The sequence below is a fragment of the Mycobacterium sp. Root265 genome (assembly GCF_001428895.1).
Taxonomy (GTDB): Bacteria; Actinomycetota; Actinomycetes; order Mycobacteriales; family Mycobacteriaceae; genus Mycobacterium.
Genome location: NZ_LMJA01000002.1, coordinates 374,962 through 398,930, shown reverse-complemented (window position 1 = coordinate 398,930; position 23,969 = coordinate 374,962). Strand labels below are relative to the sequence as shown.

Here is a 23,969-nt window from a genome sequence, read left to right as displayed (position 1 = left end):
CGACCGTCAGCCCAGACCCAGTTTCGCCACCACCGCGGCCGGATCGACCGCGATGGGGGTGACTTCGGGCATGCCCTTGAGGGCAGTGTCGGGGTCCTTCAGGCCGTTACCGGTGACGGTGCACACCACGGTGGACCCGGGCTTGACCCAGCCGTCCTCGATCGACTTGAGCAGGCCGGCGATGCTTGCCGCCGACGCGGGCTCGACGAACACGCCCTCGGCAGCCGCCACCAGACGGTAGGCGGCCAGGATCTCCTCGTCGGTCGCGGCCAGGAAGCGTCCCCCGGACTGTTCCTGGGCTTCCACCGCGGAGTTCCACGACGCCGGCGAGCCGATACGGATCGCGGTGGCGATGGTCTCCGGGTTGCTCACCGGGTGTCCGCTGACCAGTGGCGCGGCGCCGGCAGCCTGGGTTCCGAGCATCCGCGGCAGCCGGTCCGCGAGGCCGTCGCGGTGGTACTCGCGATAGCCGCGCCAGTACGCGGTGATGTTTCCGGCGTTGCCGACCGGCAGCGAATGCACGTCCGGTGCGGTGCCCAGCACGTCGATGATCTCGAAGGCGGCGGTCTTCTGCCCCTCGATGCGCACCGGGTTCACCGAGTTGACCAGTGCGATGGTCGGATAGTCCGCGGTCAGCTTGCGGGCCAGTTCCAGACAGTCGTCGAAGTTGCCTTGGACCTGAATGATCTTGGCGCCGTGCATGACTGCCTGGGCGAGCTTGCCCATCGCGATCTTGCCCTGCGGGATCAGCACCGCGCAGGTGATTCCGGCCTTGGCCGCGTACGCCGCCGCCGAGGCCGAGGTGTTGCCGGTGGATGCGCACAGCACGGCCTGCTGGCCGCGGGCGATCGCATCGGTGACCGCCATCGTCATGCCACGGTCCTTGAACGAGCCGGTGGGGTTGAGCCCCTCCACCTTGAGGTGCACCGTACATCCGGTCTGCTCGGACAGCCGCTTGGCGTGGATCAGCGGAGTTCCGCCCTCCAGCAACGTGATCGGGGTCCAACTGTCCTCGACCGGCAGACGATCCCGATAGGCGCCGATCAGTCCCGGCCATGCCTGGTGCACTGCTGCTCGTGCGCCGGCTCCACTCGCCCCGTCGGTCATGCTGTGGTTCCTTCCATACGAAGCACACTGTTGATGGTCTGCACGACGTCGAGTTCGGCGAGCGCCTTGACGGTCTCGGACAGGGCGGCGTCGGTGGCCTGGTGGGTGACGACGACAATCTGGGCGCCGCACGGCTCACCCTCGGTATCGGTCATACCCTGCTGCCGGACCTCGGCGATGCTGACCTCATGCCGACTGAATTCCGCTGCGACGGCGGACAGGACGCCCGGCTGGTCCTTGACGTTCATGTTGACGTAGTACCGGGTGGGGATGGCGCCGATCGACGCGATCGGCAGCTTGGCGTACTTCGACTCGCGCGGTCCGCGGCCGCCCTGGACGCGGTTACGCGCGGCCATCACCAGATCGCCCATCACCGCCGAGGCGGTCGGTGCGCCGCCGGCACCCTGGCCGTAGAACATCAGCCGGCCGGCGGCTTCGGCCTCGACGACCACGGCGTTGAACGCGCCGTTGACCGTGGCCAACGGATGGTCCAGCGGGACCAGCGCCGGGTACACCCGGGCCGAAACCCGTTGCTTGCCCTTGCCGCTGGTGAGCCGCTCGCAGATGGCCAGCAATTTGATGTTGCAGCCGAGCGCCTTGGCGGATTCGAAGTCGGCGGCGCTGACCTTGGTGATGCCTTCGCGGTAGACGTCGTCGGCGGTCACCCGGGTGTGGAACGCGATGGAGGCGAGGATGGCGGCCTTGGCCGCGGCGTCGTATCCCTCGACGTCGGCGGTCGGGTCGGCCTCGGCGTAGCCCAGCGCGCTGGCATCGGCCAGGGCGTCCTCGTAGGAGGCCCCGGTGTCGTTCATCGCCGACAGGATGTAATTGGTGGTGCCGTTGACGATGCCGGCCACCCGCAGCACCGTGTCACCGGCCAGCGACTGCGTCAGCGGTCGGATCACCGGGATCGCACCGGCGACGGCCGCCTCGAAATACAGGTCGACGCGTGCCTTTTCGGCAGCCTGCGCCAGCTCACCGGTGGACTGGGCCATCAGCGCCTTGTTGGCGGTGACGACCGACTTGCCCTTCTCCAGAGCGGCCATGATGGCCTTGCGGGCCGGTTCCACCGGTCCCATCAGTTCCACCACGATGTCGACGTCATCGCGCGAGACGAGTGCGTCGACGTCATCGGTGAGCAGGCCGACCGGGACCCCGCGATCCTTGGCGACCCGGCGCACCCCGACCCCGCGCAGCTCCAGCGGTGCACCGATGCGTGCTTCCAGGTCGGTGGCGCTCTCCTCGATGATGCGCACCACCTCGGTGCCGACGTTACCGAGTCCGAGAACCGCTACGCCGATGGCCTTTTCACTCATTGTCCAACCTCCAAGCTCAGAAGATCCTCGACGGTTTCCCGGCGCAGAATCAGTCGCGCACTTCCGTCCTTCACCGCGACCACGGCCGGGCGCCGCAGCAGGTTGTACCGGCTCGACATCGAATAGCAGTACGCACCGGTCGCAGCGACGGCCAGCAGGTCACCCGGGATGAGATCCTCGGACACCCAGGTGTCGCGGACGATGATGTCGCCGCTCTCGCAGTGCTTCCCGACGATGCGGGCCAGCACCGCGGGCGCATCGCTGACCCGGGACACCAGCCGGGCGTCGTATTCGGCGTTGTACAGCGCGGGCCGGATGTTGTCGCTCATGCCGCCGTCCACGCTGACGTAGCGCCGGTGCTTGTCGGCCGAGATGGCCACATCTTTGATGGTGCCGACCTCGTAGAGGGTGATGGTGCCGGGCCCGGCGATCGCGCGCCCGGGTTCGACCACCAGCGTCGGGGTGGGCAGTCCGACCGCCGCCGATTCGTGCTTCACGATGGCCTTGAGCTTGTCGGCCAGTTCCTTCATCGGCGGCGGATTGTCGTGCGGAAGATACGAGATGCCGAGGCCGCCACCGAGATCGAGGATGTCCATCTGTGCGGTCTTCTCGACACCGAACTCGGCGACGACATCGCGCAGCAGACCGAGCAGGCGGCGTGCGGCGATCTCGAAGCCGGACACATCGAAGATCTGGGAGCCGACGTGGCAGTGCAGGCCGACCAGACGCAGGTTCTGAGTGGCGAAGACCCGGCGGACCGCCTCCAGCGCGGCACCGCTGGCCAGCGACAGCCCGAATTTCTGGTCCTCGTGCGCGGTGGAGATGAACTCGTGGGTGTGCGCCTCCACGCCGGGGGTGACGCGCACCAGCACATCCTGGACGACGCCCGCCGCACCGGCGATCGCCTCCAGTCGCTCGATCTCGATCTCGGAGTCGACCACGATGTGCCCGACGCCGGCGCTCACCGCGGTGGTGAGCTCGTCGACGGACTTGTTGTTGCCGTGCACGGTGATTCGCTCGGCCGGGAAGTCGGCGTGCAACGCGATGGCGAGCTCGCCGCCGGTGGCCACGTCCAGCGACAGGCCTTCCTGGTGCACCCAGCGGGCGACCTCGCTGCACAGGAACGCCTTGGAGGCATAGTGCACGTGTTCGCCGCCACCGAAGGCCGAGGCGATCTCACGGCAGCGTCCCCGGAAGTCGTCCTCGTCGATCACGAACAGCGGGGTGCCGAATTCTGCGGCCAGGTCGGCCACCGAGACGCCGGCCACCGACACGACGCCGTCCGCACCGCGAACCAGGTTCTGCGGCCAGACATTCGGGGCCAACAGCATGATCTCGTCGGCGCTCTGCGGTTGGGGCGGCACACCGGTGCCCGGCTGTGCGCTCACATCCGCTCCGGGGCGCTGACACCGAGGATGGTCAGACCGTTGGCGATGACCTGTCGGGTGGCCTCGCACAGTGCGAGGCGCGCCGCGTTCAGGTCGCCGGCCGTCTCGTCGCCCTGGGGCAGCACCCGGCAGGAGTCGTAGAACCGGTGGTAGTCGCCGGCCAGGTCTTCGAGGTACCGGCACACGCGGTGCGGTTCCCGCAGCGAGGCGGCCGTTGTGAGGATTCGCCCGAACTCCCCGAGGGTCCGGATCAGGGTGGCCTCGCGGTCATGGGTCAACAGATCGAGATGCGCGGTGTCCGCGGTCAGCCCGAGTTCGGCGGCGTTGCGCGCCAGGGCCGAAAGCCGGGCGTGCGCGTATTGCACGTAGTAGACCGGGTTCTCGTTGGACGCCGAGGACCACAGCGCCAGGTCGATGTCGATCGGGCTGTTCACCGACGACCGGATCAGCACGTACCGGGCGGCGTCGACGCCGATGGCGTCCACCAGGTCATCGAGGGTGATGACGGTGCCGGCCCGCTTGCTCATCCGGACGGGCTGACCGTCGCGGACCAGATTGACCATCTGGCCGATCAGCACCTCGACGGTGGCCGGGTCGTCACCGAGGGCCGCTGCCGCGGCCTTCAGCCGGGCGATGTAGCCGTGGTGGTCGGCGCCGAGCATGTAGATGCACAGGTTGAACCCGCGTTCGCGCTTGTCCAGGTAGTAGGCGAGGTCACCGGCGACATAGGCCGGGTTACCGTCGCTCTTGATGACCACCCGGTCCTTGTCGTCACCGAATGCGGTGGTGCGCAACCAGGTTGCGCCGTCCTTCTCGTAGATGCTGCCGTTGTCACGCAGCCGCGCGATGGCCTGGTCCACCCGGCCCGAGGTGTGCATCGAGTCTTCGTGGGTGTAGACGTCGAAGTCGGTGCCGAAGTCGTGCAACGACTGCTTGATGTGGGTGAACATCAGGTCCACACCGATGGCACGGAAGGTCTCCTGCTGCTGATCGGCGGGCAGGCTCAACGCGTCGGGAGCCTGGGCCAGGATGGCGGCGGCGATGTCATTGATGTAGCTGCCGGCGTAGCCGTCCTCGGGTGCGGGCTCACCCTTGGCGGCGGCGACCAGCGAGCGCGCGAACCGGTCGATCTGGGCGCCATGGTCGTTGAAGTAGTACTCGCGGGTGACCTGAGCGCCCTGGGTGCTCAGCAGCCGGCCGAGCGCGTCACCGACGGCGGCCCAGCGGGTGCCGCCGATGTGGATGGGGCCGGTCGGGTTGGCCGACACGAACTCCAGGTTGATGTTCTGGGCGGCCAGGTCGGCCGAGTGGCCGTAGTCGGCCGCGGCGGACAGCACGTTGGTGACGACGACGCCCTGTGCGGACGCCTCGATGCGCAGGTTGACGAACCCGGGTCCGGCGATCTCGGCGGCGGCGATGCCGTCGGCCTCGGCCAGCGCGGCGGCCAGCCAGCCGGCCAGCTCGCGTGGGTTGACCCCGACCTTCTTGGCGAGTTGCAGGGCCACGTTGGTGGCGTAGTCGCCGTGCTCAGGGTTACGCGGCCGCTCGACGGTGATCGTCTCGGGCAGTGCGCTGGTATCGAGGCTGTGCTCGGCCAGGACCGCGGCAGCGGTGGTCTTGAGCAGGGCAGCCAGGTCGGCAGGTGTCACGAGGGACCATCCTATGGTGCGGGGTACTCAGGTCCCGAATCCATTACCGGTTGAAGATGCGTTACGCTGTGCACGCCCAACGGCGCAGCATCACTGTTTGCGCCCCCGTAGCTCAGGGGATAGAGCGTCTGCCTCCGGAGCAGAAGGCCGCAGGTTCGATTCCTGCCGGGGGCACTCATCTCGAACCGCACGGCCGACTCACCGGCGTGCACTCTCCCTCCCGCACCCGTTCGTTCCCCATGTCGGCGTCCGCTTGTCTCTGCTACCGTGTCTGTAACGATCCTTACAGATAGGAATCGACGCCGATGACACCGACCAAGCGACAGCGCCAGGGCGAGGACTCCCGCGAGGTGATCCTCGACGCGACCGAACGGCTGATGTCGACCCAGGGCTACGCGGCCACCTCGATCAGCCACATCCGCCGGGAGACCGGCCTGCCCGCGAGTTCCATCTACTGGCACTTCGGGTCCAAGGAGGGCGTGCTCGCCGCCGTGATGGAGCGCGGCGCCGAGCGCTACTTCGCCCAGATCCCCCGCGACAGCCCCGACATCGAAACCCAGCGAGCCGCCGTCGCGAAGCTCATGGTGGCCAACCCGGATTTCTTCCGGCTGATGTACATGCTGTCGCTGGAGCGCAGTGACCATCCCGCCGTGGCCGCCGCGATCCGCCGGGTCCGCGATACCGCGATCGCCGGGTTCGCCGATGTGATCCGCCAGATGCTGCCCGCCGACATCGCACCGGAGCAGGCAGACCGCGTCGTCACCGAACTCGCCGCCGTCGCCACCGCGATGTCGGACGGCGTGTTCTTCGCCGAGCACCTCGAACCGGACTCCACCGATGTCGACCGGATGTATGTCCGGCTGATCCAGGCCGTCAAGGCCCTGATCCCAATCCTGTTGGAGGAGAAATGAACACCCGATCGATCATCATCACCGGGGCCAATGCGGGTCTGGGCCTCGAATGCGCCCGGGCGATCCTGGGCGACGAGTCCTGGCATATCGTGCTCGCTGTCCGCGATGTGTCCCGGGGCGAGGCCGCCGTCGCCGAACTCGGCTCCCCCGACCGGTGCACGGTGCTGGCCTGCGATCTGGCGTCGCTGCACTCGGTACGTGACTTCACCACCACGTTCACCGCCGCCGGCCTGCCGCCGCTGCACGCCGTCATCGGCAACGCCGGTCTTCAGGTGGTGTCCGGCATCCGGCGGACCGAAGACGGCGTGGAGACGACCTTCGGTGTCAACCATCTCGGGCACTTCGCGCTCATCGAGGGGCTCCGCGATCACCTCGTCGCGCCGGCCCGAATCGTCATGGTCGCCAGCGGCACTCACGACCCCAAGAAGTTCACCGGCATGCCGCACCCGCGCTACACCTCAGCCGAGGCGCTCGCCCATCCGCAGCCCGGCGAGCCCGTCGACGGCCGGCGCCGCTACACCACCTCGAAGCTGTGCAATGTGCTCTACACCTATGAACTCGACCGCCGGCTGGGCAACGGCAGCCAAGGCATCACCGTGACGGCGTTCGACCCCGGACTGATGCCGACCTCGGGCCTGTCACGCGACTACACCCCGGCACAGAAGATCCTGTGGCGCTTGATGTCTCCGCTGCTGCGGGTGCTGCCCAACGTCAACGCGGTGGCCACCTCGGGAGCGCGGTTGGCCGCGCTGGCCATCGACCCACGATTCGACGGGGTCACCGGCGAGTACTTCGAGGGCGCCAAGTCGATTCGGTCGTCGGAGCAGTCCTATGACACCGCCACGGCGCGCGACCTGTGGGAGACGAGCACGCAGCTGGTCTACGGCAGGATGACCCGGTAGCTCTGCGGCCATTCCTTGCCGCTGATCAGGTATTCCGAGCCGGCGATGTGCGCGATCCCGCTGACCACCAGGCGTGAATTGCGTTGCGCTGCGGGCCAGAGCTGGGAGACATCGGCGACCAGGTTCACCACGCCGGTCCCGGGATCGATCCGGACGAAGGTGTCATCCGGCCACGCGGCGGCCCACACCTGCCCGTCGACGCACTCGAGTTCGTTCAGGCCGCTCACCGGTTGACCGTCGCGGGTCACGCGGATGCTGCCGGTCTCGGCGAACGTCGTGGCGTCGCGAAACCGCAGCACGTCGCTGCCGTCGCTGCTGATGAATCTCCCACCGTCGTGGCACAGGCCCCAGGCCTGCCCCTCGACCGGCACCTCGCGGCGGGGCGTGAACGACGCCTTGTCCCATTCGATCGCCACACCGTCCCGGTAGGTCAGCTGCCAGATGCTGTCCCCCACCACAGAGATGCCTTCACCGAAATAATCGTTGGGCAGCGGCACCGCACGGATCACCGCTCCCGTCGCCGGATCGACTTGCCGCAGTTCGGATTTGCCTACCTCACCGGTGGCCTCGTACAGCGCCGGGCCGTCGAACTCCAGTCCTTCGCTGTAGGCGCCGGGATCATGCGGGACCACCGCCACGACGGTGGGCTGGACGACGGGCACCGGTTCGGCCCGCGCAACCGGTGCGGCGATCACCGTCGCAGCGAGAAGCGCAGGCACCAGCACCGAACGGGAAGCAACGCGTCGCATGGTCAGGTCCACTCCGCGAGCACGCGCATCTTGCCGGCCTTCACCCCGGCATCCTTGCGCAGTCTCTTGAGTTCCGGCGCGAAGGCGTTTCGCTCGTTGTCCTGGAAGTTCAGCGGCAGCACCAACGCATTGATCAGCTTGGGTTCCAGGAACCACGGCTCGGGATGCAGCACCCAGGACACCGCGGCATTCTCGGCCATCCACTGGGTCAGGACGGCCTCGCCGCCGGCGAAGGTCTGCCTCTTGCCCGAGCCGATCCGGCGCAGCGCGAAACCGAGCTGTTCACCGAGCAGGACGCCGAGCGACTTGCGCAGCGTGGACCCGTCCGCACCGGCATTGCCCGCACCGAAGTGGTAGCGGATGCGTTTGCGCAGATCCTGGGGAGCGCGCGGCTTGCCGTCCGCCCGTGGCGGGCCGGGGCTGATGCCGACGTACAGCAACGTCCACCCGTCGCGTTGTTCGCACCCGGCGGTATCGATGCCGCTCGGGATCTCGCGGAACCACCACCCGTAGGCACCGGCCGCAGCGGGCACCACGTCCAGATCGCTGAAGACCTCGTCACGCGTATGCAGCTGAGCAGCAAGGAAATTGGCGACCGCGGCGGCATTCTTCTTCGCGGATATCGACTCGGCCATGTCCCTCAGCCTAGCCGCCTAGGCCGAGATGGCACCCGCCGCGTTGATCGCCTGGTTCTCCGCGATCACCTGGGTGACCACCGCAACCATCGGTTTGGGGGTCCAGTCCTGGCGGAACAGGCCCATGGAGGCCTGGTCCGGGAACGGATCGGGATAGTCCGCCAGAGTGTGGATGAACGCCGGCCCGGCGGACTGACGCGCGACACGAGCAAGTTCGTAGTCCCTCACAGTTGACCCGGCGCACCAACTGGAATTCGTAAGAGACGATTTTAACCTAGTACGGAGCCTATACCGCGGGTGCGATCTGGATATAGTCGGGCCAAGCTCTTTCGCGAGAAGCGAGGTCCGCTGTGCGTTGCATCCGGTTTGCCTTCACCGTCGCCTGCACCGTGCTGGTTGCCTGCGGGACCCTCGCGCCGCCGGCCTCCGCCGAACCGGAGTTGAGCGCCCGCCTGGATCGCGCGATCGCGGACAAGGTCGCCGCCATGGGAGTTCCGGGAGCGATCGTCGCCGTCTCGGTGCCGGGCGTCATCGACTACCAGACCGCGGTCGGGGTTGCGGACACCGCCACCGGCGCACCGCAATCCGTGGAAGACCACACCCGTATCGGCAGCGTCACAAAGACATTCACCGGCACGGCCGTGTTGCAACTGGTGGACCAGGCACGCATCCGGCTCGATGATCCCATTTCGCAGTACGTCGACGGTGTGCCCGGCGGCGACTCGATCACCCTGGACATGTTGGGCCGCATGCGCAGCGGCCTGTTCGACTACAGCGAGGACGATGCCTTCGTCGGTGAGTTCTTCGCGGAGTCGCCGACGGGCCCGGACGCCTTCGCTCAGAGTCCGCAGCACCTGCTGGACATCGCGTTCGCCCACCCGCCCAATTTCGCGCCCGGCTCCGACTACCAGTACAGCAACACCAATACCGTGCTGCTGGCGCTGGTCGTCGAGAAAGTCAGCGGCGTGGCGTTCGCGGAATACCTGCAGCAGAACATCTTTGCCCCCGTCGGGCTGTTCCGGACGTCCTACCCCGCCACCGGGGCGCTGCCCGACCCGCACACCCACGGCTACCTGCAACTGCCGGACGGTCCCGTCGTCGACGCAACGTATTGGAACCCGTCCTGGGGTGATGCGGCAGGACGGATCGTGTCCACCACCGCCGACCTGAAGACGTGGGCCAAGACGCTGGGTACCGGCGCCTTACTCAGCCCCCAGACGCAGGCGCGACGGCTGTCCAACCCCAGCGCCGCCGCGCCGGGTGCGGGCTACTCCTTCGCCATATTCGACACCCACGGCTGGATCGGCCACAACGGCGATATCCCCGGCTACACGACGGTGCTGGTCTATCTCCCGGAACGGGATGCGACGCTGGCGGTTTCGGTCAACTCCGATGTCCCCAAAGATCACGCGGCGGGCCAGATCGCCAAGGCCGTGACGCAAATCGTCACGCCCGAGCACCTCTACGACCTCGCCAACGCCTGATTCTCTACCAGCCCGACCAGCAGTGCGGCGAGTGCGTCCGGGCGGGACAGAAACGGCGAGTGACTGCCCGGCAGCTCCACGACGTCGGCCCGCAGCCGGCCGCGGGCCACCGACCTCGACCAGTCCGGCCCGATCGCCCGATCCTCGGTGCAGATCACCGAGGTGGTCGGCACAGCCGGGAAAGCGGGCAACGGAAACGGCACGGAGTACGGGAACCGTGCCTGCGGCCGAAGGCGCGCCAGCGCAGCATCGGTGACGGCCCGGTCGCAGTCGGCGTACAGCAGCGCGCGGGCAAGGTCGTCATCAACCCACTTCCGTCGGCCCTGCCCATCGAGTTCGCTCAGGCCCGCATAGCAGGCCGCGTTGAACATGTCGGGCTCGTCGACCAGTTGTTGCGCGAAGGTTCGGCCGATATGCGGAACTGCGGCGCACAGATAGACCAGATGTCGGAGCGGTCGCCGCGCCGCGACCAGGGGAACCGTGAGACCGCCCAACGAGTGCCCGACGAGCACCACGTCCTCGCTGCCGTCGATGGCGTCACACACCGCATCGGCATAGGTATCGAAGCCGGCTTCGCCGTCGTCGCACGGCAGGTCCATCGCCACGACATCGTGCCCGGCATGACGAAGGAGCGGCGCCAGGGACTCCCAGCACCATGCGCCGTGCCACGCCCCGTGCACCAGCGCAAATGTCGCCATGCGCCGAGCGTAGGGGTGATGCGGCGGTGCGGGCAGGAAACGGCGCAGGCGATGGATATGCCGTTGCCGGCGAGCCGGTTTCTGGACGTTTGTCAGCCGCGGCCTGTGAAGTGGTTGGGAATAGCCCTGCTCAACCGTCGCCGCGACCCTTTCAGCCGTAGCGTTCCCGGGTATCAGGCCTCGACAGGCTGCCAGGAGAGAAGGACACGCACATGACTGCCACCACAAAGATCACCGCGCTGGGGATCGGCTCGTTCGCCGTCGCCGCGGCATTCATGACTCTCAGCAGTGCAGTGGCCAGCGCCGATGTCGAAGAGATGGCCCCCTCCCCGCAGGTCACCAGCCGCCAGGCGCTGCTGATCGATGACAACGCCCTGCGCTCGGCCGATTACGGCGAAGCCCGCGGCCTGGGCGAGACCAGGAACGGCGATATGGGCATCGTGAGCGCACAGGGCGAGGTTCACGACTCCACCAAGGCGGTCGTCGGCTCCAAGGCCGCCCCGTTCAACCTCGAGTCCAATGGTTCCTTCGTGTTCGACCCGCCGATCGGCGCGTGGTGATCGGTGCTCGATAGCTGGACGTTTGGGCACAAGTATTCGGCGATGTAAGCCACGGGTCGCGACTGAAGCGCCATGCCCGCGAACGTTAATTACGTTCCGGCGCCTGCCGTTGTGCCGGTCTAGCCGAGATCGCTGATCACCTCGGCGACGCGGTGCACCTGCTCGATGTCATCCGATGTCGGGATCAGGTGCACCTCGTCGGCGCCGATGCTCTCGAAACGGCGCAGCACGGCCAGTAATTCGTCCTGGCCGCCCGACCATCCCGTGGTGGGGGCGATGGCGTCGACGAACTCCTCGGGGATCCAGTTCATATAGCGCAACAGGTGATGGCGCACCTGCTCGCGAGCGGATTCCGGTTCGCCGATCGCGAACCAGAATGACGTGGCCAGGTGCGGTTTCGGCTTGCCTGCCGCATCCCACGCCTGCCGGGCGACGTCGAACAGGTCGTTCTGCTGATCGGCGTCGAGGTCCAGGGTGGTGCCGGCCAGCCCGGCCGCCCAGCCCGCCGCACTGCGCACCGTCTTGGGACCGATGGTGCCCACCAGCAGCTCGGGTCCACCGGGTTGCACCGGCGGCGGTCCCACCGGCAGCACCGACTCGGTGACCTTCTCCCCCGCCCACACCCGTTTCATCACCGCGACCCGCTCGGCCATCCCGCGCATGGTCTGGGTGGCGGTATCAGCGCCGACCGCCTGGTAGTCCTCGTGCCGACCACCGACGCCCAGGCCGACCGTGAGGCGGCCACCGCTGAGCACATCGCCGGTCGCCAGCGCCTTGGCCAGCGCCACTGGATCATGCAGCTGCGGCACCACGACCGTCGTCACCAGACGCACCCGATCGGTCCAGGCGGCCAGTGCCCCGAGCAGCGTCATCGAGTCCGGGTTGTCGAACGCGATGCGCTCACCCCAGCACAGCGATGAGAACGGCCCGTCGTCGATCACCTTCGCCCAGGCCTTGAGGGTCACCGCATCCAGGTCCGGTTCCATGACCGGCATCGTCATTCCGACTCGCACGTCGGCGATTCTGGCACGGGGGCCAGATATCGACACCGGGATCGGCCGATCCGGGGGTTAACCCCCACCAACCCGGCGGGGAAACGCGGTGTCGTCCGGGCGCGGGAGTCCATAGGTTGGTCGCATGGTCGCAATCACGTCCAGTGCCCCCCTCACCGTCGCCGCGGAGTCCGCTCCGCACCAGCGCTTCGGTCATCTCGGCGTCGTCCCGACGGCATCGATGATCACCGGCGCCTTCCTGGCCGTCGTGTGGTTCTGGATTCCCCTGTCCATCTTCGTCATCGGGATCTCGTCGATCCCCTCGATCGTCGGGTTCCTGCTCGCCGGGGTGGTGTTCATCTATCTGATGCGCGGCGTCGAGTGGATCGAGCGGGCCCGCAGCGAAGCGGTGTTCGGCCTGCAGATCCCGGTGCCGGCGCGGGCACTCTCGCATTACACCGGATTCCAGCGCTGGGCCCACCAGCTGTGGCTCGACATCAGCAGTGCCCGATTCTGGAAGGCGGCGGGGCACCACTATCTGCGGATGACCTATGACCTGCTGGTCACCGGGCTCGCGGTCGCCCTGCTCGCCTTCGCCTTCCTCGGCCCGGCCGCGGCAATGGCGGTGCAGCGCAGCGATGATGACGCCGGTCTGCGGTTCATCTCGCCCGCCCTGGCCTGGGTGCTGGCGGTGGTTGCGCTGGCTGCGGCGGTGGCGATCCTGATCTTCGCGCCCGCCGTGGATGCCAAGATCGACCGCTGGTTGTTGGCGGCCTCGCCGACCGCGGCGTTGAAGCATGAGGTGAGTGCCCTGTCGCAGGCCCGTGCGGGTGCGGTCACCTCGGCACAGACCGAGCGGCACCGCATCGAACGCGATCTGCACGACAGTGTGCAGCCGCGACTGGTCTCGCTGGCCATGACGATCGGGCTGGCCCAGACGAAACTGGACAACGATCTGCCGACGGCACGCACGCTGATCTCCGAGGCCCATGGTGATGCGATGAGCGCGCTGGCCGAGTTACGCAATGTGGTGCGCGGTATCGCCCCCACCATCCTGGCCGATCGCGGTCTGGACGCCGCGCTCTCGGCGGTGGTGCAGAGAACCGAAACCTCAGGTGTGCCAACCACCCTGGACATCCACCTGCCGGTCCGGCTCCCCGAGGAGGTCGAGGCGTGCGCCTATTTCGTCGTCGCCGAGGCGCTGACGAATGTGGCCAGGCACGCCGACGCCACCCAGGCGGTGGTGACGGTACGCACCGACGAGGCCGCCAACACATTGCACGTCTCGGTGTTCGACGACGGGCGCGGCGGCGCACACATCGACACCGACGAGGATTCGACGGGGCTGCGCGGATTGGCCGAACGGGTGCGAGCGGCCCGCGGAACCTTCACGGTGTCCAGCCCCGTCACCGGCCCCACGATCGTCACGGCGGTGCTGCCATGCGCATCGTGATCGCCGAGGACTCCGCACTGTTGCGCGCCGGTATCGAGCGGATCCTCGCCGACGCCGGGCACGAGATCGTCGCCGGCGTCCCGGATGCGACCGAACTGCTGCGGATCGTCAACGACCAGAAGCCCGACCTGGCCATCCTGGACGTCCGGATGCCGCCCACCTTCACCGACGAGGGCATCCGCGCCGCGGCGTTGCTGCGGTCCCAGAACCCGGATTCACCGGTACTGGTGCTCTCACACTATGTCGAAGAGCGCTACGCTGCCGATCTGATCGCTTCGGACACAAAGGGTTTCGGATATCTCCTGAAGGACCGGATCGCGGATGTCCCGGCCTTCCTCGATGCCGTGCGGGTGGTCGGCGCCGGCGGCACGGTACTGGACCCCGAGGTCGTCTCCCAGATCCTGGTGCGCTCACGACGACGCGCCACGCTGGATGCCCTGACGCCGCGCGAACAGGAGGTACTGCAACTGATGGCCGAGGGCAAGACGAACTCGGCGATCAGTGCGGCCCTGCATGTTTCGGTCGGGTCCGCCGAAAAGCACATCGCCTCCATCTTCACCAAACTGCAGCTGGCTGCCGACGACAGCGAGAACCGGCGAGTGCTCGCGGTCCTGCGCCACCTCGAATCCTGATCCGTGCCGACCCGAGAGGGAACCACATGACCACCACACTCACTGCCCCCGGACCGCCGTCGCTGTCACCGGGCGGACGCACGGCGGCACGCGCGGCACTGGTGATCGCGGCCGTCGCCATCATCGCGACCACCCTGGCCCTGCTGACCGCGGCCGCCCTGGGGCTGAGCGCATTCCGGCTGGTGACCGACCATCACGACCTGCCCCCGAACATGCGGGCGCTGACGGTCGACACCGCCGCCTCCCCGATGGCGGTGCGCATCGTCGCCGACCGCAATGCCACCGCGCCGCGGGTGGATGTCCGTATGGTGACCACCGACCGCGGTGACCGCGAGGAGCTGACCGTCACCAACGACAGCAACGGCACCCTGCTGCGCGTCGATGCCCAGAGCAGCTTTCTGGCCTGGGGTGATCCCGGCGAACTCACCATCACCGTGCCCCCGGAGCTGGGCAGGCAGTTGGCCGTGACGGTCCGCCAGGACACCGGTGTGCTGATGGCCGAGGCCGACCTGGACGAGCTGACCGCCACCACCACCGACGGCGCGGTGCTGCTGCGGGGCACGGTGCGCCAGATCGAGGTGCGTGCCCGAGACGGTGAAATCCACACCCGTCAACCGATCTCGGTCGGCGAGTCGTTCATCGCCGAGACGCGGGACGGCGATGTCCAGGTGCGGTTCGCCGACGCACCGGCGCAGATCAAGGCCACCACCCGCGACGGTGACGTCGACATCTCGCTGCCGACCCCGGGGCCCTACCTGGTGCGGGCCCAGTCCGGTGACGGCTCGGCCACGGTGCGGGTGCCGCAGACCACCGATCCTGCGCGGGCCGCCGCGACGGTCACGGCGAGCACGCGTGACGGTGAGATCTCGGTCGAAACGCTCCGGTCCATCGGCCGCTGAATTGGGTAACGTTTCAGCTGTGGCCATCACCTTCAATCACACCATCGTGGCTGCCAGGGACCGGGCCGAGTCGGCGGCTTTCTTCACCGACCTGTTCGGGTTGCCGGCGGCCTTGGAATTCGGGCCGTTCCTGGCGGTCACCCTCAATCACGGCGTCAGCCTGGACTACGCGCAGGCCCCCGACGGCACAGAGATTACGCCGCAGCACTACGCGTTCCTGGTGTCCGAGGACGAGTTCGAGGGCATCTACGGGCGTATCAATGCTCGTGGTCTGCAGCACTGGGCTGACCCGCACGGTCGGCATCCCGGTGAGATCAACCACCACGACGGGGGTCGCGGGGTGTACTTCCAGGACCCCTCCGGGCACTACCTGGAGATCATCACCCGGCCCTACGGCAGCGGGACGTGACGGGACCGCAGGATCTGCACGCCCCGGCCGGTCAGCTGCGGTAGCGCCGCCGACCGGTTTCCCAGCACCGAGACGAGCGCGGCGGCAGGCCCGCGTACGTCGGGATGCTCCGGGAGACCGTGATTCCAGTCCGCATCGGTGGCCACCAGACGCAGTCCGCGGCTGTTGCGGTAGGCCGGGACGAACGGATTCGGCAGTGCCACTTGCGTCCTGAGCACCGCGATCAGCGGGTCCGGCGCGATGTCAGGCGTTCGCCCGAGCGCGTAGAGCATGTCCAGTTCATGGGTGATGTGGTCGCCGAGCAGCAGCTGCTTGGGGAACACCCTGCCGAGCCCGCGCGGACGGGAGCGCAACCGGTCCATATCGTCGAGGAGTTCGCCCGGTGCACGGGTGTCCGCCAGCCGGCAGGCCAGCGCGGTGTTCGCGGTGTCGAATGATCCTTGGTGATGCAGTATTTCGGCGACAAACGCGCTCGGTGCCGCGCTGTAGCCCACGACCAGATGAGCCAGCAGCTGATGGTTCGTCCAGTCCTCGCACAGGCTGGACGCGGCCCACTCCGCGGCCGTGAAACCGGCCATCACTCCGAGAAGGCGAACATCGTTGTGGCGCAGCATCTCAGCCGCGGACACGAAGATGCTCCTGCAGGAAGCTGATCTGGTCGGCCAGCACCGTGTCCACCAGCGGCCGGTGGTAGATCTCGAAATGATCGGACGGGTAGCGCTTGAGCACACCACGGGGAGCCGCGTGTGCCACGCGCACCGAGTACTTCGGGTCCGTCAGCGTCTCCCGGTCACACGCGCAGACCAACAGCGGGGCGCGCACTTTTGGAGCCTCCCGCACTGCCGACGCGGCCACCAATGCCGTCGCATCCGCGGCGGSGATCCGGTTGTCGAACCGCCCGCCCGGCGGCACCGTCGACTTCCAGCCGGCCAGGGCGCCGGCCACGGTGACCATCGCCTGCGTCCCGGGTTCGCCGACGATCGGGATGTACCGGCGGTTTCGGCGGAGCAGTCTGCGCAGCAGATCGGCGGTGATGGCCGGCGTGATACGCAGCGCCGCTACCGGATCGAGGCGCCGCGCCGCGGCGGGGCCGTGCACGATCGGGCACTGGATGACGGCGGCCGCGATATCGCTGCGCGCGGCCGCCCGCACCACGTTCAGCGCACCCAGGCTGGTGCCCCACAAGGCGATCCGGCCCGGGTCGATTCCGGTGCGCGCACGCAGCCAGGCGGCCGCGGCGATGACGTCATCGCGTTGGTCTGGCAGCGAGATATGTTGGCGCGGATAGCCATCCGATTCCCCGGTGCAGCGATAGTCGAAGGCGAGTGTGGCGATACCCGCGGCGGCGAACCGCTGCTCGTAGGTCGCCAGCATCATGTCGTGCGTGGCGCCGAGGCCGTGGGCCAGAACGACGCCCGGGTGCGGCCCCGGGGTGCTGGGCATTGTCAGCCAGGCGGCACAGCGCGTGCCGCCGGAGTCGATATCGACGCGTTCGGTCGGGAGGGTGATCTGCATGGCTACCTGCCTTATAAGTACGATGTACGTATGAGCTAGGCTGCAACACGTACGTCGTACTTGTCAAGGGGTGGGAATGCCATGCGGGCTCGGTTCACCGTCGATGAGATCGCTGCCGCAGCGCTGCGCATCGTCGATGATCAGGGGCTGAACGCCCTGAGCATGCGGGCGTTGGCCGCCGCGCTGGGCACCGGCCCCATGACGGTCTACAACTACGTGACCGACAAAACCGGCCTGGAAGAACTCGTCGTCTCAGCGGTCGTCGCAGCGATCACGGTCCCCCAGCCCACCGAGGACTGGCGCCACGACGTGAAGGCCGTCGCGCACGCCATGTGGCAGGGAGTGCGCGCCCATCCGGCCGCGGTGCCTCTGGTGCTGACCCGACGGATGTCCTCGGCCACCGGATTCGTCGTCGCCGACACACTGATCGCCGCTCTCAGCCGGGCCGGGTTGACCGATCGCGACAGACTGGCCGCCTTCCACGGCGTGCTCGGTTTCGTGATCGGTGCCGCGCAGGCCGAACTGGCGGGCCCGCTCTCGGCCGGCGCCGAGGATGCCGGCGACGCCGCGGCGCAGATCGGTGCCGTCGCAGGCCCCGAGCACCCGCACATCGCCGCGCTGTCCAAAGTCGCGATGCAGACCTCGGTGGACGACGACTTCACCCGGGGACTGCAGATGCTGGTCGACGGGATCGCCGGGGCCGTCAGTTAGACGCGTGGCCCCGGTCTGATTCCTGGCCCAGGTAGTCGCGGGCCAGCGTCGCGACGTGCGCGGGCAGCGACCCGGCGGCCACATCGGCCAGGCTGGTCTCCTCCAGCACCGAGCGCATGCTGGCCCGCAACGCCCGCCACACATCCGTCAGCGACGCCGTCGGACCCGAATAGGGCAGGTCCCCCAGGCCAATGTCGCGGACGCTGGCCAGTGGCCCGTCGATACAGCGCAGCACATCGGCGATGCTGATCTCGGCGGCCGGGCGGGCCAGCTCATACCCACCGTCGCGGCCGCGGTGGCTGCGCACCAGCCGGTCGGTCCGCAGGTCCGACAGGATGTCGACCAGGAACTGCGCCGGTATGCCCTGCGCCTTGGCCAGATCGTCGGTTTTGACCAGTCCCCCGCCGTCCACGGTGGCCAACTGAATCATGGCGCGGACGGCGTACTCCGCCTTCGCCGACATCCGCATACCGCGAATTGTGCCATTGCAGGCCCGCTGATCAGCGAAGTGGCGGCGCGGCGTTGCGCAGCGGACCGGTCATGGCCTGCACCGATGCGGGTAGCGGAGTCGCCGGATCGCAGTCCGGTGCACGTTGCGGGGTGCCGTAGCCGACGGTCAGCGGCACCACCCCGGCCCACGCGCCGGCGGCCACATCGGACTCAGGATCCTCGGGCCAGCCGGCGCTGATTTTCAGCGACCAGTTGTCCGCGGCGATCGGGAGTCGCAGCGCCAGGCTGGCCGCAAGTTCGCGGCCGGTGCTGGCCCGCAGTTCGGCCACCCGCCCGGGGATGAAGGCATCGGTCAGCGCTTCCAGGTAGCGGTTCTTGTCGGCATCGGGCACGACCGTGAACGTGCCGAACAACGTCGCGCTGCGGTAGCGGAAGGACGATTCGAACCCGCTGCGCGCCACCATGACTCCGTCCAGTGCGGTCACCGACACCGCGGCCTGGGCGCCGGTCGCGAGCGCCCGCATCCACGGCGAGCCGGTGGAACCGTGAATCACCAGATCGTCACCGAGGCGGGCGAATCCGGTCGGGAAGGCCACCGGGTGCCCGTCGCGGATCAGCGCCACGGTGGCCAGCGGTGTGCTGTCGAGCAGATCATCGAGCCCTTCGCGTTCGGTGCGCTGCTTCTCCCGCAGCCGGCTGACGCGGGTGGACGGTTGACCTGCTGCGGACTCGGTGTTCACAAGGACCAGCTTGGCCGAAGTTGCGCATGTTCGCCTGCGAATATCGGGTCAGGGCGTGATGCCCAGTGCCTGTGCGAGTGCTGTGTAGGCGCGGAAGGCCGCGTCGTCGTACACCTGCAGCAGCACCTCGGGCATCGCCGGATGCGGCGCGGAGTTCTCGGTGACCAGATGTATCTGCACATGGTCGGCGCCGGCGTCGAGATGCGCCTGCAGGCCTGCGGCCACTTGCTCGGGCCTGCCGTGCACGGCGAGCGCGTCGATCAGCCGGTCACTGCCGTCCTCGGCCAGGTCGGCGTCGGAGAAACCCAACCGGCGCAGGTTGTTCCGATAGTTGACCAGGCCGAGGTAGGGGTGCTTGATCCGCGGCCGAGCCAGTGCCCGCGCGCGTTCGGCCTCGGGTTCGAGTACCACCTTCTGCTCGGGGGCGAGCAGCTTGTCCGGCCCGAGCGCCGCCCTGGCGCGGCGGGTGTGTTCGGGGGTCACCAGGTAGGGCACCGCCCCGCCGGTGCGGTCGCGCGCCACCTCGAGCATCTTGGGGCCCAGCGCGGCGAGCGCCCTGTTCTCGACGGGCACCCCGTGGGTGTCGAGGGCATCGAGGAAGTCGCTCAGCGCGGCCATCGGCCGGACATAGCCCGCGGTCTGCTCGGGATGTCCCACGCCGATGCCGAGCAGCAGTCGACCGGGGAACCGCTGTTCGATGCGCCGATAGGACGCCGCCAGCGTGGCTGGATCGCCCCGGTAGATGTTGTAGATGCTGGTGCCGACGACCAGGCTGTCGGTGGCGGCGAGCAGGTCGTCGATACCGTCGAGGGCGGGATCGGGACCCCCCAACCACAGCGTGCTGAATCCGAGTGCCTCGATCTTCGCCGCCATCTCCGGCGTCGTCGCATAGCCCGGCTGCCAGACACCGTACGTTCCGAGTTCCATTGCGCACCTCCGCATCACATGAGCGTTACGGCTCCATGGTGATCCGGTTTTTTTGGACCAGCAAGTCCAATTATGGCGGTGCCGAAGCCCTCAGTCCGGCACGGCGGCGGCGTCGGGGACGACGACGGCGAACAGATCATTGAGCGCGGCCAGGCTGGCGGACTGTAGCGCGGCCGCGGACACGGTTTCGCCACCGACGCCGGGCAGCGGCCGGGTCGCGGTGGCACTGGCAACCACCGTCGGCGCGTAACCGAGGCTGAACCCGCCACGCGCGGTGGAGTTGATGCACATGTGCGTCATGCTCTCACGACCTGCAGCGAAACCGCACTGAATAACCCTGAAAGAACCGGTCTGACATGGGAATATCCCGATCAGGGTTATCGGACCAGCCCGATGAGCTGGCATTGCATCGCCCGAGAACCCGCAGGTGGCATTCCCGCAGCCCGCCGGGTTCTCGCCGGGGTGAACGTGTTTGCTGACCCGGTTCGCCGGGCGAGCGTATAAACGGCTGTATGTCCGTCACCGCCCCGGCCCGCCAGCTCACACGCGATGAGCTCGTGGACGAGCTGCGCGCGGTGCTGGCGTGGCACATCGCGCGGGCCGAGGCGGGCGACGGGGTTGTGCTGTGCTCCGGGCTCGGGGACACCGACACCGAGGCCGCGCTGTACCGATACGCCCTCGTGGACCGCTCCCCCGCCGCCCTGGCCGCCGTGCACGCCGCCGCTGAGCGCCGGATCGCGGACATCCTGCACGGTTGACCCGCTCGGCGCGCCTGCCGAAAAGTTGTCGGTGACCGCTGGGACAATTACAGACATGGCACCAACTGACAACGTGTGGGCTGACGGCAGCGAGCGCGGACTGGACTTTGCATTCGACGCCGTGGAGAACCACATCTGCGAGCACAGCGACACCGCCACCTATGCGCGCCGTGCGCTGCTGCTGCCGCACATGTCGGTGCAGCACGAGGCGTACCACCAGAGTTACAGCGCCAACAAGAACATCGGCACCGCGCGCGGCAAGCGACCTGAGCGCGGTGGACCTGTTGTGGCGGTGCATCCGCTGCTGAAGGAACTGGGCCTTGGGCTGAAACTGGCTCACGGCCAAATCTTCGGTGTGGCGACGCCCATCATGCGCGACGTGACCGGGTGGGCGGCGGCAACGAAGGCGCTGGACGTTGTTACGGGCGAGCGTCATCCCGGCGTGCCCGACGACATCGCGGAGGCGCTGCAGGATCTCCACGATGCCGGATACAACGGGTACGCCCGGCAGCGTGAAAGCTTCTTCGCCGCGAAATATTACCCACCAATCGACATCCTGATGGACGCCGGGTACGGCGTAGATTTCGTGAAGAGTTACCTTGTCGCGCTTGGGAAATCGCCGGACAGCGTCGAGAGCATCGACAAGCTCTATGTGCCAGCTCCCGAGCGACCACGGGCAACAAGGTAAGGACCGCCGATGACGGACGAGCAGACCACCGACGACGAGACCACCGTGCTGGAAACGTGGACGAATCCGACCAGCATCGAGAACGACCGGCGCAAAGCCGAGCTTGAGGAAATGCCGGGTTTCCAGTTGAAGTTGGACGTGGAGGCCCTCGGGCGGGCGGGCCACGTGATGCACCGGAATGCCCAGGAGCTGTCGGGCCACGCCGCCGAGTTCCTGACCGGTCGCCGGGGATTCTCAAGAGACACCACCGACGAGTTCGAGAAGGAGTTGGTGCGCTACCTGCACAACTACCTCACATCGGTGTACTCACTGATCGAAGCGCAACGAGTTGTCATACGGCACTGTTGGGGCAAGAGGTCCGAATTCGAGCTTGGGGAGTACACGGAGCACCGTAAGGCATCGTTCGAAACCGGCGAGGCCGAGTTCATGACCGAGCTGCGCAACTACTGCACGCACCGATCAACTCCGTTGCCCGGCATCAGCACAACGTTCAGTGGCGGACGCGACCGACCGAGCATGATGATTAACCGGCTGACACTCGACCGGTCCGCGCTCTTGGAGTGGGACGGGTGGACAGCACCCGCAAAGGCATACCTGGGGGCGAAGGACGAACGGTTCGATCTCGGGCCGGTGATCGAGAGCTACGTCAACACCGCCAGCGAGTTCTTCAACTGGTTTGTGCAGAGAATCAAGGATCTCAACGCCGAGGCGCTCAGCGAATACCAAACGGCTGCGGAGGATTACTACGAGTGGTACAAGGAGGCGATGGGCATGAACACCGAGGGCTACCGCAGGCTCTTCGGACCGCCACCGTCGCCGGGCGCGGGCAACCGGGCTGATCGCCGTGGACAGCGCCAGCAACCGAAGAAGACGACGAAGAGTAACCGCCGCAAGAAAAAGTAGTGCGCACCAACGTAATAGCGACAGCACTGACACCGCTAGAATTCAGGCGGGTTGCCCACCTGTGCCAGCGCCGCCGCTATGTCTACGGGGCGCGCCGCCGCCCTGGACAACCGCTCTGATGCTGCGGGCCGTCCGGGTTCATCGCGGGGGCCTTCGGACGGTACGGCCCGCCATGTTCAGGGCCAATGCGCTTGCGCGCCAACCGTTCCTGATGCCCGCGCGGCACACCCAGCTCTGACGCGTCATCGCCAGGGCGGTCGGGGTCACGAGGTGGCGGCGGCAGGTACGGGTTCTGCGGATAGGACATCGCGACGGCCTACAGAGCGAATTCGGTTGGTGCGGTGTAGGTACCGGCGGTGAGCTGGCAGACGACGAACGCGCCGCGGCGCCGAACGCCGACACCGAACGAGCGCATGCCGTAGCTCTCGATGATCGGGTAATCGCGTTCGACGTTGCCCTCGATCATGCGGAAGCCCTGCCAGCTCTCGTCCGGGTGCTCACGGAAGCCGATGGCGTTGTCCTGGTGATCCACACCGTGCGTGGAAGCAATCGCGAAGTAGCCCGCCGGGATCAGCTCCGACGACACGACGAACGTCTTGCCGTAACTGCCGAGCACCGGCACACCGTCGATGTCATCTGGGGGCGCGGCCCCAACTCGATGTTCGGCGGTCAAGAACGCGGGAGCCGAACCGGACGGAATGAAATCGAACCGGGCCTTCTTGCTGTTGGCGTTGGTGACTCCGGCGCGCCAGGAGGTCAGGGCGGAGTCCTCGACGTCCTCCGGGTTGAACATCGCGACGAGCTGGCCGCGACCGCCGCCGAGGCCGTAACCGTGCTCGGTCACGTGCTTCGCTGCCAGCTCTAGATCCTCTGAGTCCAAATCGGTTGAACCCGTCGCAATCTGGTGAGCGTGACCGTTGGTGAACGTCTTGCCCATGAAATCCGGCGGCTTGCTGTTGCTCGTGCCGTCGTACGCGCCAAGGCACTGGTGCGCGAACTCGTTGCGTTCCTGCGCAGGTGAGAACATCCGCTGCAGGACGGTCGCCTGCACGGTTGCACGGTCGGCCTCGAGCATCCTGGTCACAGCGGCGCGAATCTGAGAGGCCGACGCGTCCCTGCAGAAGAAGCGCGTGAGCCGCGATGCGATGTCGTAGTCACGCAGGGTGTAGCCCAGAATGTCATGCGGAGCCTCAGGTCGAATCGCAATGGGGACACCATGTTCTGATGCGATCTCGAGACGACCGGGCGTGAGGCTTTGGGGCATGGCGTCGGCGGCGTTGGTCGTGCGGTAGGTGAGCAGCCCGGTCAACACATCGACTTCCGCCGAGTAGAGCGCCACGGCGTCCTGAATCTCCTGCCACAACTGGTCAAGCGGGACGCGGTCGTTCCTGTCCCGCAACACGGTTGCGCTGTTGGCGACGCCAAACTTCCCGGCCATGATGTCCTCCGATCTCGCTGCGACACAATGCCGCTGTTGATCTGAACGTACGCCG

27 protein-coding genes, 1 tRNA gene and 1 pseudogene are annotated in these 23,969 nt (G+C 67.6%); 13 read left to right on the top strand and 16 right to left on the bottom strand.

Annotated elements, in window-relative coordinates; all coding sequences use genetic code 11:
• Positions 1–6: 6 nt before the first annotated feature.
• Genes thrC through argS form a run of 4 tightly spaced genes read right to left on the bottom strand, consistent with a single transcriptional unit; the run spans position 7 to position 5,460 of the window.
• Positions 7–1,107: a threonine synthase gene (gene thrC, locus ASE48_RS05185; protein WP_057165941.1), complete on the bottom strand. Its 1,101-nt coding sequence runs from the start codon at positions 1,105–1,107 to the stop codon at positions 7–9.
• Entirely contained in the window at positions 1,104–2,423 is a 1,320-nt protein-coding gene (locus ASE48_RS05180) for a homoserine dehydrogenase (RefSeq protein WP_057165940.1), read from the bottom strand. Before ASE48_RS05180 ends, thrC begins: the two co-directional genes overlap by 4 nt.
• Entirely contained in the window at positions 2,420–3,754 is a 1,335-nt protein-coding gene (gene lysA, locus ASE48_RS05175; protein ID WP_200962081.1) for a diaminopimelate decarboxylase, read from the bottom strand. The genes ASE48_RS05180 and lysA overlap by 4 nt, the downstream gene beginning before the upstream one ends.
• Before the next feature lie 53 nt (positions 3,755–3,807).
• Positions 3,808–5,460 carry an arginine--tRNA ligase gene (gene argS, locus ASE48_RS05170; protein WP_057165938.1) on the bottom strand — a complete coding sequence of 551 codons (1,653 nt, stop codon included), beginning with the start codon at positions 5,458–5,460 and terminating at the stop codon, positions 3,808–3,810.
• A gap of 101 nt (positions 5,461–5,561) precedes the next feature.
• Here argS and ASE48_RS05165 point away from each other — a divergent pair.
• The 3 genes from ASE48_RS05165 (at position 5,562) to ASE48_RS05155 (ending at position 7,273) form a co-directional block, all read left to right on the top strand.
• A tRNA-Arg gene (locus ASE48_RS05165) sits at positions 5,562–5,634 on the top strand.
• A gap of 131 nt (positions 5,635–5,765) precedes the next feature.
• Positions 5,766–6,371, top strand: coding sequence for a TetR/AcrR family transcriptional regulator (locus ASE48_RS05160; protein ID WP_057165937.1), 606 nt, complete (start codon positions 5,766–5,768; stop codon positions 6,369–6,371).
• Complete coding sequence (locus ASE48_RS05155; RefSeq protein ID WP_057165936.1) at positions 6,368–7,273, top strand: SDR family NAD(P)-dependent oxidoreductase; 906 nt, start codon at positions 6,368–6,370, stop codon at positions 7,271–7,273. The genes ASE48_RS05160 and ASE48_RS05155 overlap by 4 nt, the downstream gene beginning before the upstream one ends.
• Here the strand turns inward: ASE48_RS05155 and ASE48_RS05150 are convergent.
• Genes ASE48_RS05150 through ASE48_RS05140 form a run of 3 tightly spaced genes read right to left on the bottom strand, consistent with a single transcriptional unit; the run spans position 7,252 to position 8,885 of the window.
• A complete protein-coding gene (locus tag ASE48_RS05150) occupies positions 7,252–8,022 on the bottom strand; it encodes a glutaminyl-peptide cyclotransferase (protein ID WP_057166012.1) in 771 nt (256 codons plus the stop codon). The two genes, ASE48_RS05155 and ASE48_RS05150, sit on opposite strands and share 22 nt — an antisense overlap.
• A 2-nt stretch (positions 8,023–8,024) precedes the next feature.
• On the bottom strand, positions 8,025–8,657 hold the full coding sequence (locus ASE48_RS05145) for a GIY-YIG nuclease family protein (protein ID WP_057165935.1): 633 nt from the start codon (positions 8,655–8,657) through the stop codon (positions 8,025–8,027).
• A gap of 18 nt (positions 8,658–8,675) precedes the next feature.
• On the bottom strand, positions 8,676–8,885 hold the full coding sequence (locus ASE48_RS05140; protein ID WP_057165934.1) for a hypothetical protein: 210 nt from the start codon (positions 8,883–8,885) through the stop codon (positions 8,676–8,678).
• Between the two features lie 122 nt (positions 8,886–9,007).
• Between ASE48_RS05140 and ASE48_RS05135 the strand changes: the two genes are divergently transcribed.
• Positions 9,008–10,141: a serine hydrolase domain-containing protein gene (locus tag ASE48_RS05135; protein ID WP_057165933.1), complete on the top strand. Its 1,134-nt coding sequence runs from the start codon at positions 9,008–9,010 to the stop codon at positions 10,139–10,141.
• On the opposite strand, the gene ASE48_RS05130 is transcribed toward ASE48_RS05135, so the two are convergent.
• Positions 10,120–10,839 carry an alpha/beta fold hydrolase gene (locus ASE48_RS05130; RefSeq protein ID WP_082614013.1) on the bottom strand — a complete coding sequence of 240 codons (720 nt, stop codon included), beginning with the start codon at positions 10,837–10,839 and terminating at the stop codon, positions 10,120–10,122. The genes ASE48_RS05135 and ASE48_RS05130 overlap by 22 nt on opposite strands.
• A 212-nt stretch (positions 10,840–11,051) precedes the next feature.
• Here ASE48_RS05130 and ASE48_RS05125 point away from each other — a divergent pair, with 212 nt between their 5' ends.
• Positions 11,052–11,399: a hypothetical protein gene (locus tag ASE48_RS05125; protein ID WP_057165931.1), complete on the top strand. Its 348-nt coding sequence runs from the start codon at positions 11,052–11,054 to the stop codon at positions 11,397–11,399.
• A 119-nt stretch (positions 11,400–11,518) separates the two neighbouring features.
• Here ASE48_RS05125 and ASE48_RS05120 read toward each other — a convergent pair whose 3' ends face one another.
• Positions 11,519–12,400 carry an LLM class flavin-dependent oxidoreductase gene (locus ASE48_RS05120; RefSeq protein WP_057165930.1) on the bottom strand — a complete coding sequence of 294 codons (882 nt, stop codon included), beginning with the start codon at positions 12,398–12,400 and terminating at the stop codon, positions 11,519–11,521.
• 136 nt (positions 12,401–12,536) lie between these two features.
• On the opposite strand from ASE48_RS05120, the gene ASE48_RS05115 reads away from it, so the two are divergent.
• Genes ASE48_RS05115 through ASE48_RS05100 form a run of 4 tightly spaced genes read left to right on the top strand, consistent with a single transcriptional unit; the run spans position 12,537 to position 15,784 of the window.
• Positions 12,537–13,844: a sensor histidine kinase gene (locus tag ASE48_RS05115; protein ID WP_057165929.1), complete on the top strand. Its 1,308-nt coding sequence runs from the start codon at positions 12,537–12,539 to the stop codon at positions 13,842–13,844.
• A complete protein-coding gene (locus tag ASE48_RS05110) occupies positions 13,832–14,476 on the top strand; it encodes a response regulator transcription factor (RefSeq protein WP_057165928.1) in 645 nt (214 codons plus the stop codon). The genes ASE48_RS05115 and ASE48_RS05110 overlap by 13 nt, the downstream gene beginning before the upstream one ends.
• A 26-nt stretch (positions 14,477–14,502) precedes the next feature.
• Positions 14,503–15,375 carry a DUF4097 family beta strand repeat-containing protein gene (locus ASE48_RS05105; RefSeq protein WP_057165927.1) on the top strand — a complete coding sequence of 291 codons (873 nt, stop codon included), beginning with the start codon at positions 14,503–14,505 and terminating at the stop codon, positions 15,373–15,375.
• 19 nt (positions 15,376–15,394) lie between these two features.
• Positions 15,395–15,784: a VOC family protein gene (locus ASE48_RS05100; RefSeq protein WP_057165926.1), complete on the top strand. Its 390-nt coding sequence runs from the start codon at positions 15,395–15,397 to the stop codon at positions 15,782–15,784.
• Here ASE48_RS05100 and ASE48_RS05095 read toward each other — a convergent pair.
• Together ASE48_RS05095 and ASE48_RS05090 are read right to left on the bottom strand one after the other, a co-directional pair.
• Positions 15,766–16,413 carry a maleylpyruvate isomerase family mycothiol-dependent enzyme gene (locus ASE48_RS05095; protein ID WP_235570782.1) on the bottom strand — a complete coding sequence of 216 codons (648 nt, stop codon included), beginning with the start codon at positions 16,411–16,413 and terminating at the stop codon, positions 15,766–15,768. The two genes, ASE48_RS05100 and ASE48_RS05095, sit on opposite strands and share 19 nt — an antisense overlap.
• On the bottom strand, positions 16,400–17,299 hold the full coding sequence (locus ASE48_RS05090; protein WP_057165925.1) for an alpha/beta hydrolase: 900 nt from the start codon (positions 17,297–17,299) through the stop codon (positions 16,400–16,402). The genes ASE48_RS05095 and ASE48_RS05090 overlap by 14 nt, the downstream gene beginning before the upstream one ends.
• Positions 17,300–17,380: 81 nt before the next feature.
• On the opposite strand from ASE48_RS05090, the gene ASE48_RS05085 reads away from it, so the two are divergent.
• Positions 17,381–18,010: a TetR/AcrR family transcriptional regulator C-terminal domain-containing protein gene (locus ASE48_RS05085; protein ID WP_057165924.1), complete on the top strand. Its 630-nt coding sequence runs from the start codon at positions 17,381–17,383 to the stop codon at positions 18,008–18,010.
• On the opposite strand, the gene ASE48_RS05080 is transcribed toward ASE48_RS05085, so the two are convergent.
• From ASE48_RS05080 to ASE48_RS05065, 4 genes and pseudogenes are all read right to left on the bottom strand, one after another.
• Complete coding sequence (locus tag ASE48_RS05080) at positions 18,003–18,479, bottom strand: Rrf2 family transcriptional regulator (protein ID WP_057165923.1); 477 nt, start codon at positions 18,477–18,479, stop codon at positions 18,003–18,005. The two genes, ASE48_RS05085 and ASE48_RS05080, sit on opposite strands and share 8 nt — an antisense overlap.
• Before the next feature lie 31 nt (positions 18,480–18,510).
• Positions 18,511–19,200: a pyridoxamine 5'-phosphate oxidase family protein gene (locus ASE48_RS05075; RefSeq protein ID WP_057165922.1), complete on the bottom strand. Its 690-nt coding sequence runs from the start codon at positions 19,198–19,200 to the stop codon at positions 18,511–18,513.
• A gap of 48 nt (positions 19,201–19,248) precedes the next feature.
• A complete protein-coding gene (locus tag ASE48_RS05070) occupies positions 19,249–20,127 on the bottom strand; it encodes a TIGR03620 family F420-dependent LLM class oxidoreductase (RefSeq protein WP_057165921.1) in 879 nt (292 codons plus the stop codon).
• Positions 20,128–20,217: 90 nt separating this feature from the next.
• Positions 20,218–20,427 (bottom strand): annotated as a pseudogene (locus tag ASE48_RS05065) (isochorismatase family protein); the annotation flags it as partial.
• Positions 20,428–20,639: 212 nt separating this feature from the next.
• Here ASE48_RS05065 and ASE48_RS05060 point away from each other — a divergent pair.
• The 3 genes from ASE48_RS05060 to ASE48_RS05050 are packed head-to-tail and all read left to right on the top strand — an operon-like array spanning position 20,640 to position 22,476.
• Positions 20,640–20,885, top strand: a complete 246-nt coding sequence (locus ASE48_RS05060) for a hypothetical protein (RefSeq protein WP_057165920.1) — start codon at positions 20,640–20,642, stop codon at positions 20,883–20,885.
• 55 nt (positions 20,886–20,940) lie between these two features.
• On the top strand, positions 20,941–21,573 hold the full coding sequence (locus ASE48_RS05055; protein ID WP_156409050.1) for a hypothetical protein: 633 nt from the start codon (positions 20,941–20,943) through the stop codon (positions 21,571–21,573).
• A gap of 9 nt (positions 21,574–21,582) precedes the next feature.
• A complete protein-coding gene (locus ASE48_RS05050; protein WP_156409049.1) occupies positions 21,583–22,476 on the top strand; it encodes a hypothetical protein in 894 nt (297 codons plus the stop codon).
• Between the two features lie 316 nt (positions 22,477–22,792).
• Here ASE48_RS05050 and ASE48_RS05045 read toward each other — a convergent pair whose 3' ends face one another.
• Positions 22,793–23,914, bottom strand: a complete 1,122-nt coding sequence (locus ASE48_RS05045; RefSeq protein ID WP_057165918.1) for a hypothetical protein — start codon at positions 23,912–23,914, stop codon at positions 22,793–22,795.
• Positions 23,915–23,969 lie beyond the last annotated feature (55 nt).

What these genes read in the sequence shown, in the direction of transcription:
- thrC (WP_057165941.1), bottom strand. Translation starts at nt 1,107, where the DNA reads ATGACCGACGGGGCGAGTGGAGCCGGCGCACGAGCAGCAGTGCACCAG.
- ASE48_RS05180 (WP_057165940.1), bottom strand. Translation starts at nt 2,423, where the DNA reads ATGAGTGAAAAGGCCATCGGCGTAGCGGTTCTCGGACTCGGTAACGTC.
- lysA (WP_200962081.1), bottom strand. Translation starts at nt 3,754, where the DNA reads ATGCTGTTGGCCCCGAATGTCTGGCCGCAGAACCTGGTTCGCGGTGCG.
- ASE48_RS05160 (WP_057165937.1), top strand. Translation starts at nt 5,766, where the DNA reads ATGACACCGACCAAGCGACAGCGCCAGGGCGAGGACTCCCGCGAGGTG.
- ASE48_RS05155 (WP_057165936.1), top strand. Translation starts at nt 6,368, where the DNA reads ATGAACACCCGATCGATCATCATCACCGGGGCCAATGCGGGTCTGGGC.
- ASE48_RS05150 (WP_057166012.1), bottom strand. Translation starts at nt 8,022, where the DNA reads ATGCGACGCGTTGCTTCCCGTTCGGTGCTGGTGCCTGCGCTTCTCGCT.
- ASE48_RS05145 (WP_057165935.1), bottom strand. Translation starts at nt 8,657, where the DNA reads ATGGCCGAGTCGATATCCGCGAAGAAGAATGCCGCCGCGGTCGCCAAT.
- ASE48_RS05130 (WP_082614013.1), bottom strand. Translation starts at nt 10,839, where the DNA reads ATGGCGACATTTGCGCTGGTGCACGGGGCGTGGCACGGCGCATGGTGC.
- ASE48_RS05125 (WP_057165931.1), top strand. Translation starts at nt 11,052, where the DNA reads ATGACTGCCACCACAAAGATCACCGCGCTGGGGATCGGCTCGTTCGCC.
- ASE48_RS05120 (WP_057165930.1), bottom strand. Translation starts at nt 12,400, where the DNA reads ATGACGATGCCGGTCATGGAACCGGACCTGGATGCGGTGACCCTCAAG.
- ASE48_RS05115 (WP_057165929.1), top strand. Translation starts at nt 12,537, where the DNA reads ATGGTCGCAATCACGTCCAGTGCCCCCCTCACCGTCGCCGCGGAGTCC.
- ASE48_RS05110 (WP_057165928.1), top strand. Translation starts at nt 13,832, where the DNA reads ATGCGCATCGTGATCGCCGAGGACTCCGCACTGTTGCGCGCCGGTATC.
- ASE48_RS05105 (WP_057165927.1), top strand. Translation starts at nt 14,503, where the DNA reads ATGACCACCACACTCACTGCCCCCGGACCGCCGTCGCTGTCACCGGGC.
- ASE48_RS05085 (WP_057165924.1), top strand. Translation starts at nt 17,381, where the DNA reads ATGCGGGCTCGGTTCACCGTCGATGAGATCGCTGCCGCAGCGCTGCGC.
- ASE48_RS05080 (WP_057165923.1), bottom strand. Translation starts at nt 18,479, where the DNA reads ATGCGGATGTCGGCGAAGGCGGAGTACGCCGTCCGCGCCATGATTCAG.
- ASE48_RS05070 (WP_057165921.1), bottom strand. Translation starts at nt 20,127, where the DNA reads ATGGAACTCGGAACGTACGGTGTCTGGCAGCCGGGCTATGCGACGACG.
- ASE48_RS05060 (WP_057165920.1), top strand. Translation starts at nt 20,640, where the DNA reads ATGTCCGTCACCGCCCCGGCCCGCCAGCTCACACGCGATGAGCTCGTG.
- ASE48_RS05055 (WP_156409050.1), top strand. Translation starts at nt 20,941, where the DNA reads ATGGCACCAACTGACAACGTGTGGGCTGACGGCAGCGAGCGCGGACTG.
- ASE48_RS05050 (WP_156409049.1), top strand. Translation starts at nt 21,583, where the DNA reads ATGACGGACGAGCAGACCACCGACGACGAGACCACCGTGCTGGAAACG.
- ASE48_RS05045 (WP_057165918.1), bottom strand. Translation starts at nt 23,914, where the DNA reads ATGGCCGGGAAGTTTGGCGTCGCCAACAGCGCAACCGTGTTGCGGGAC.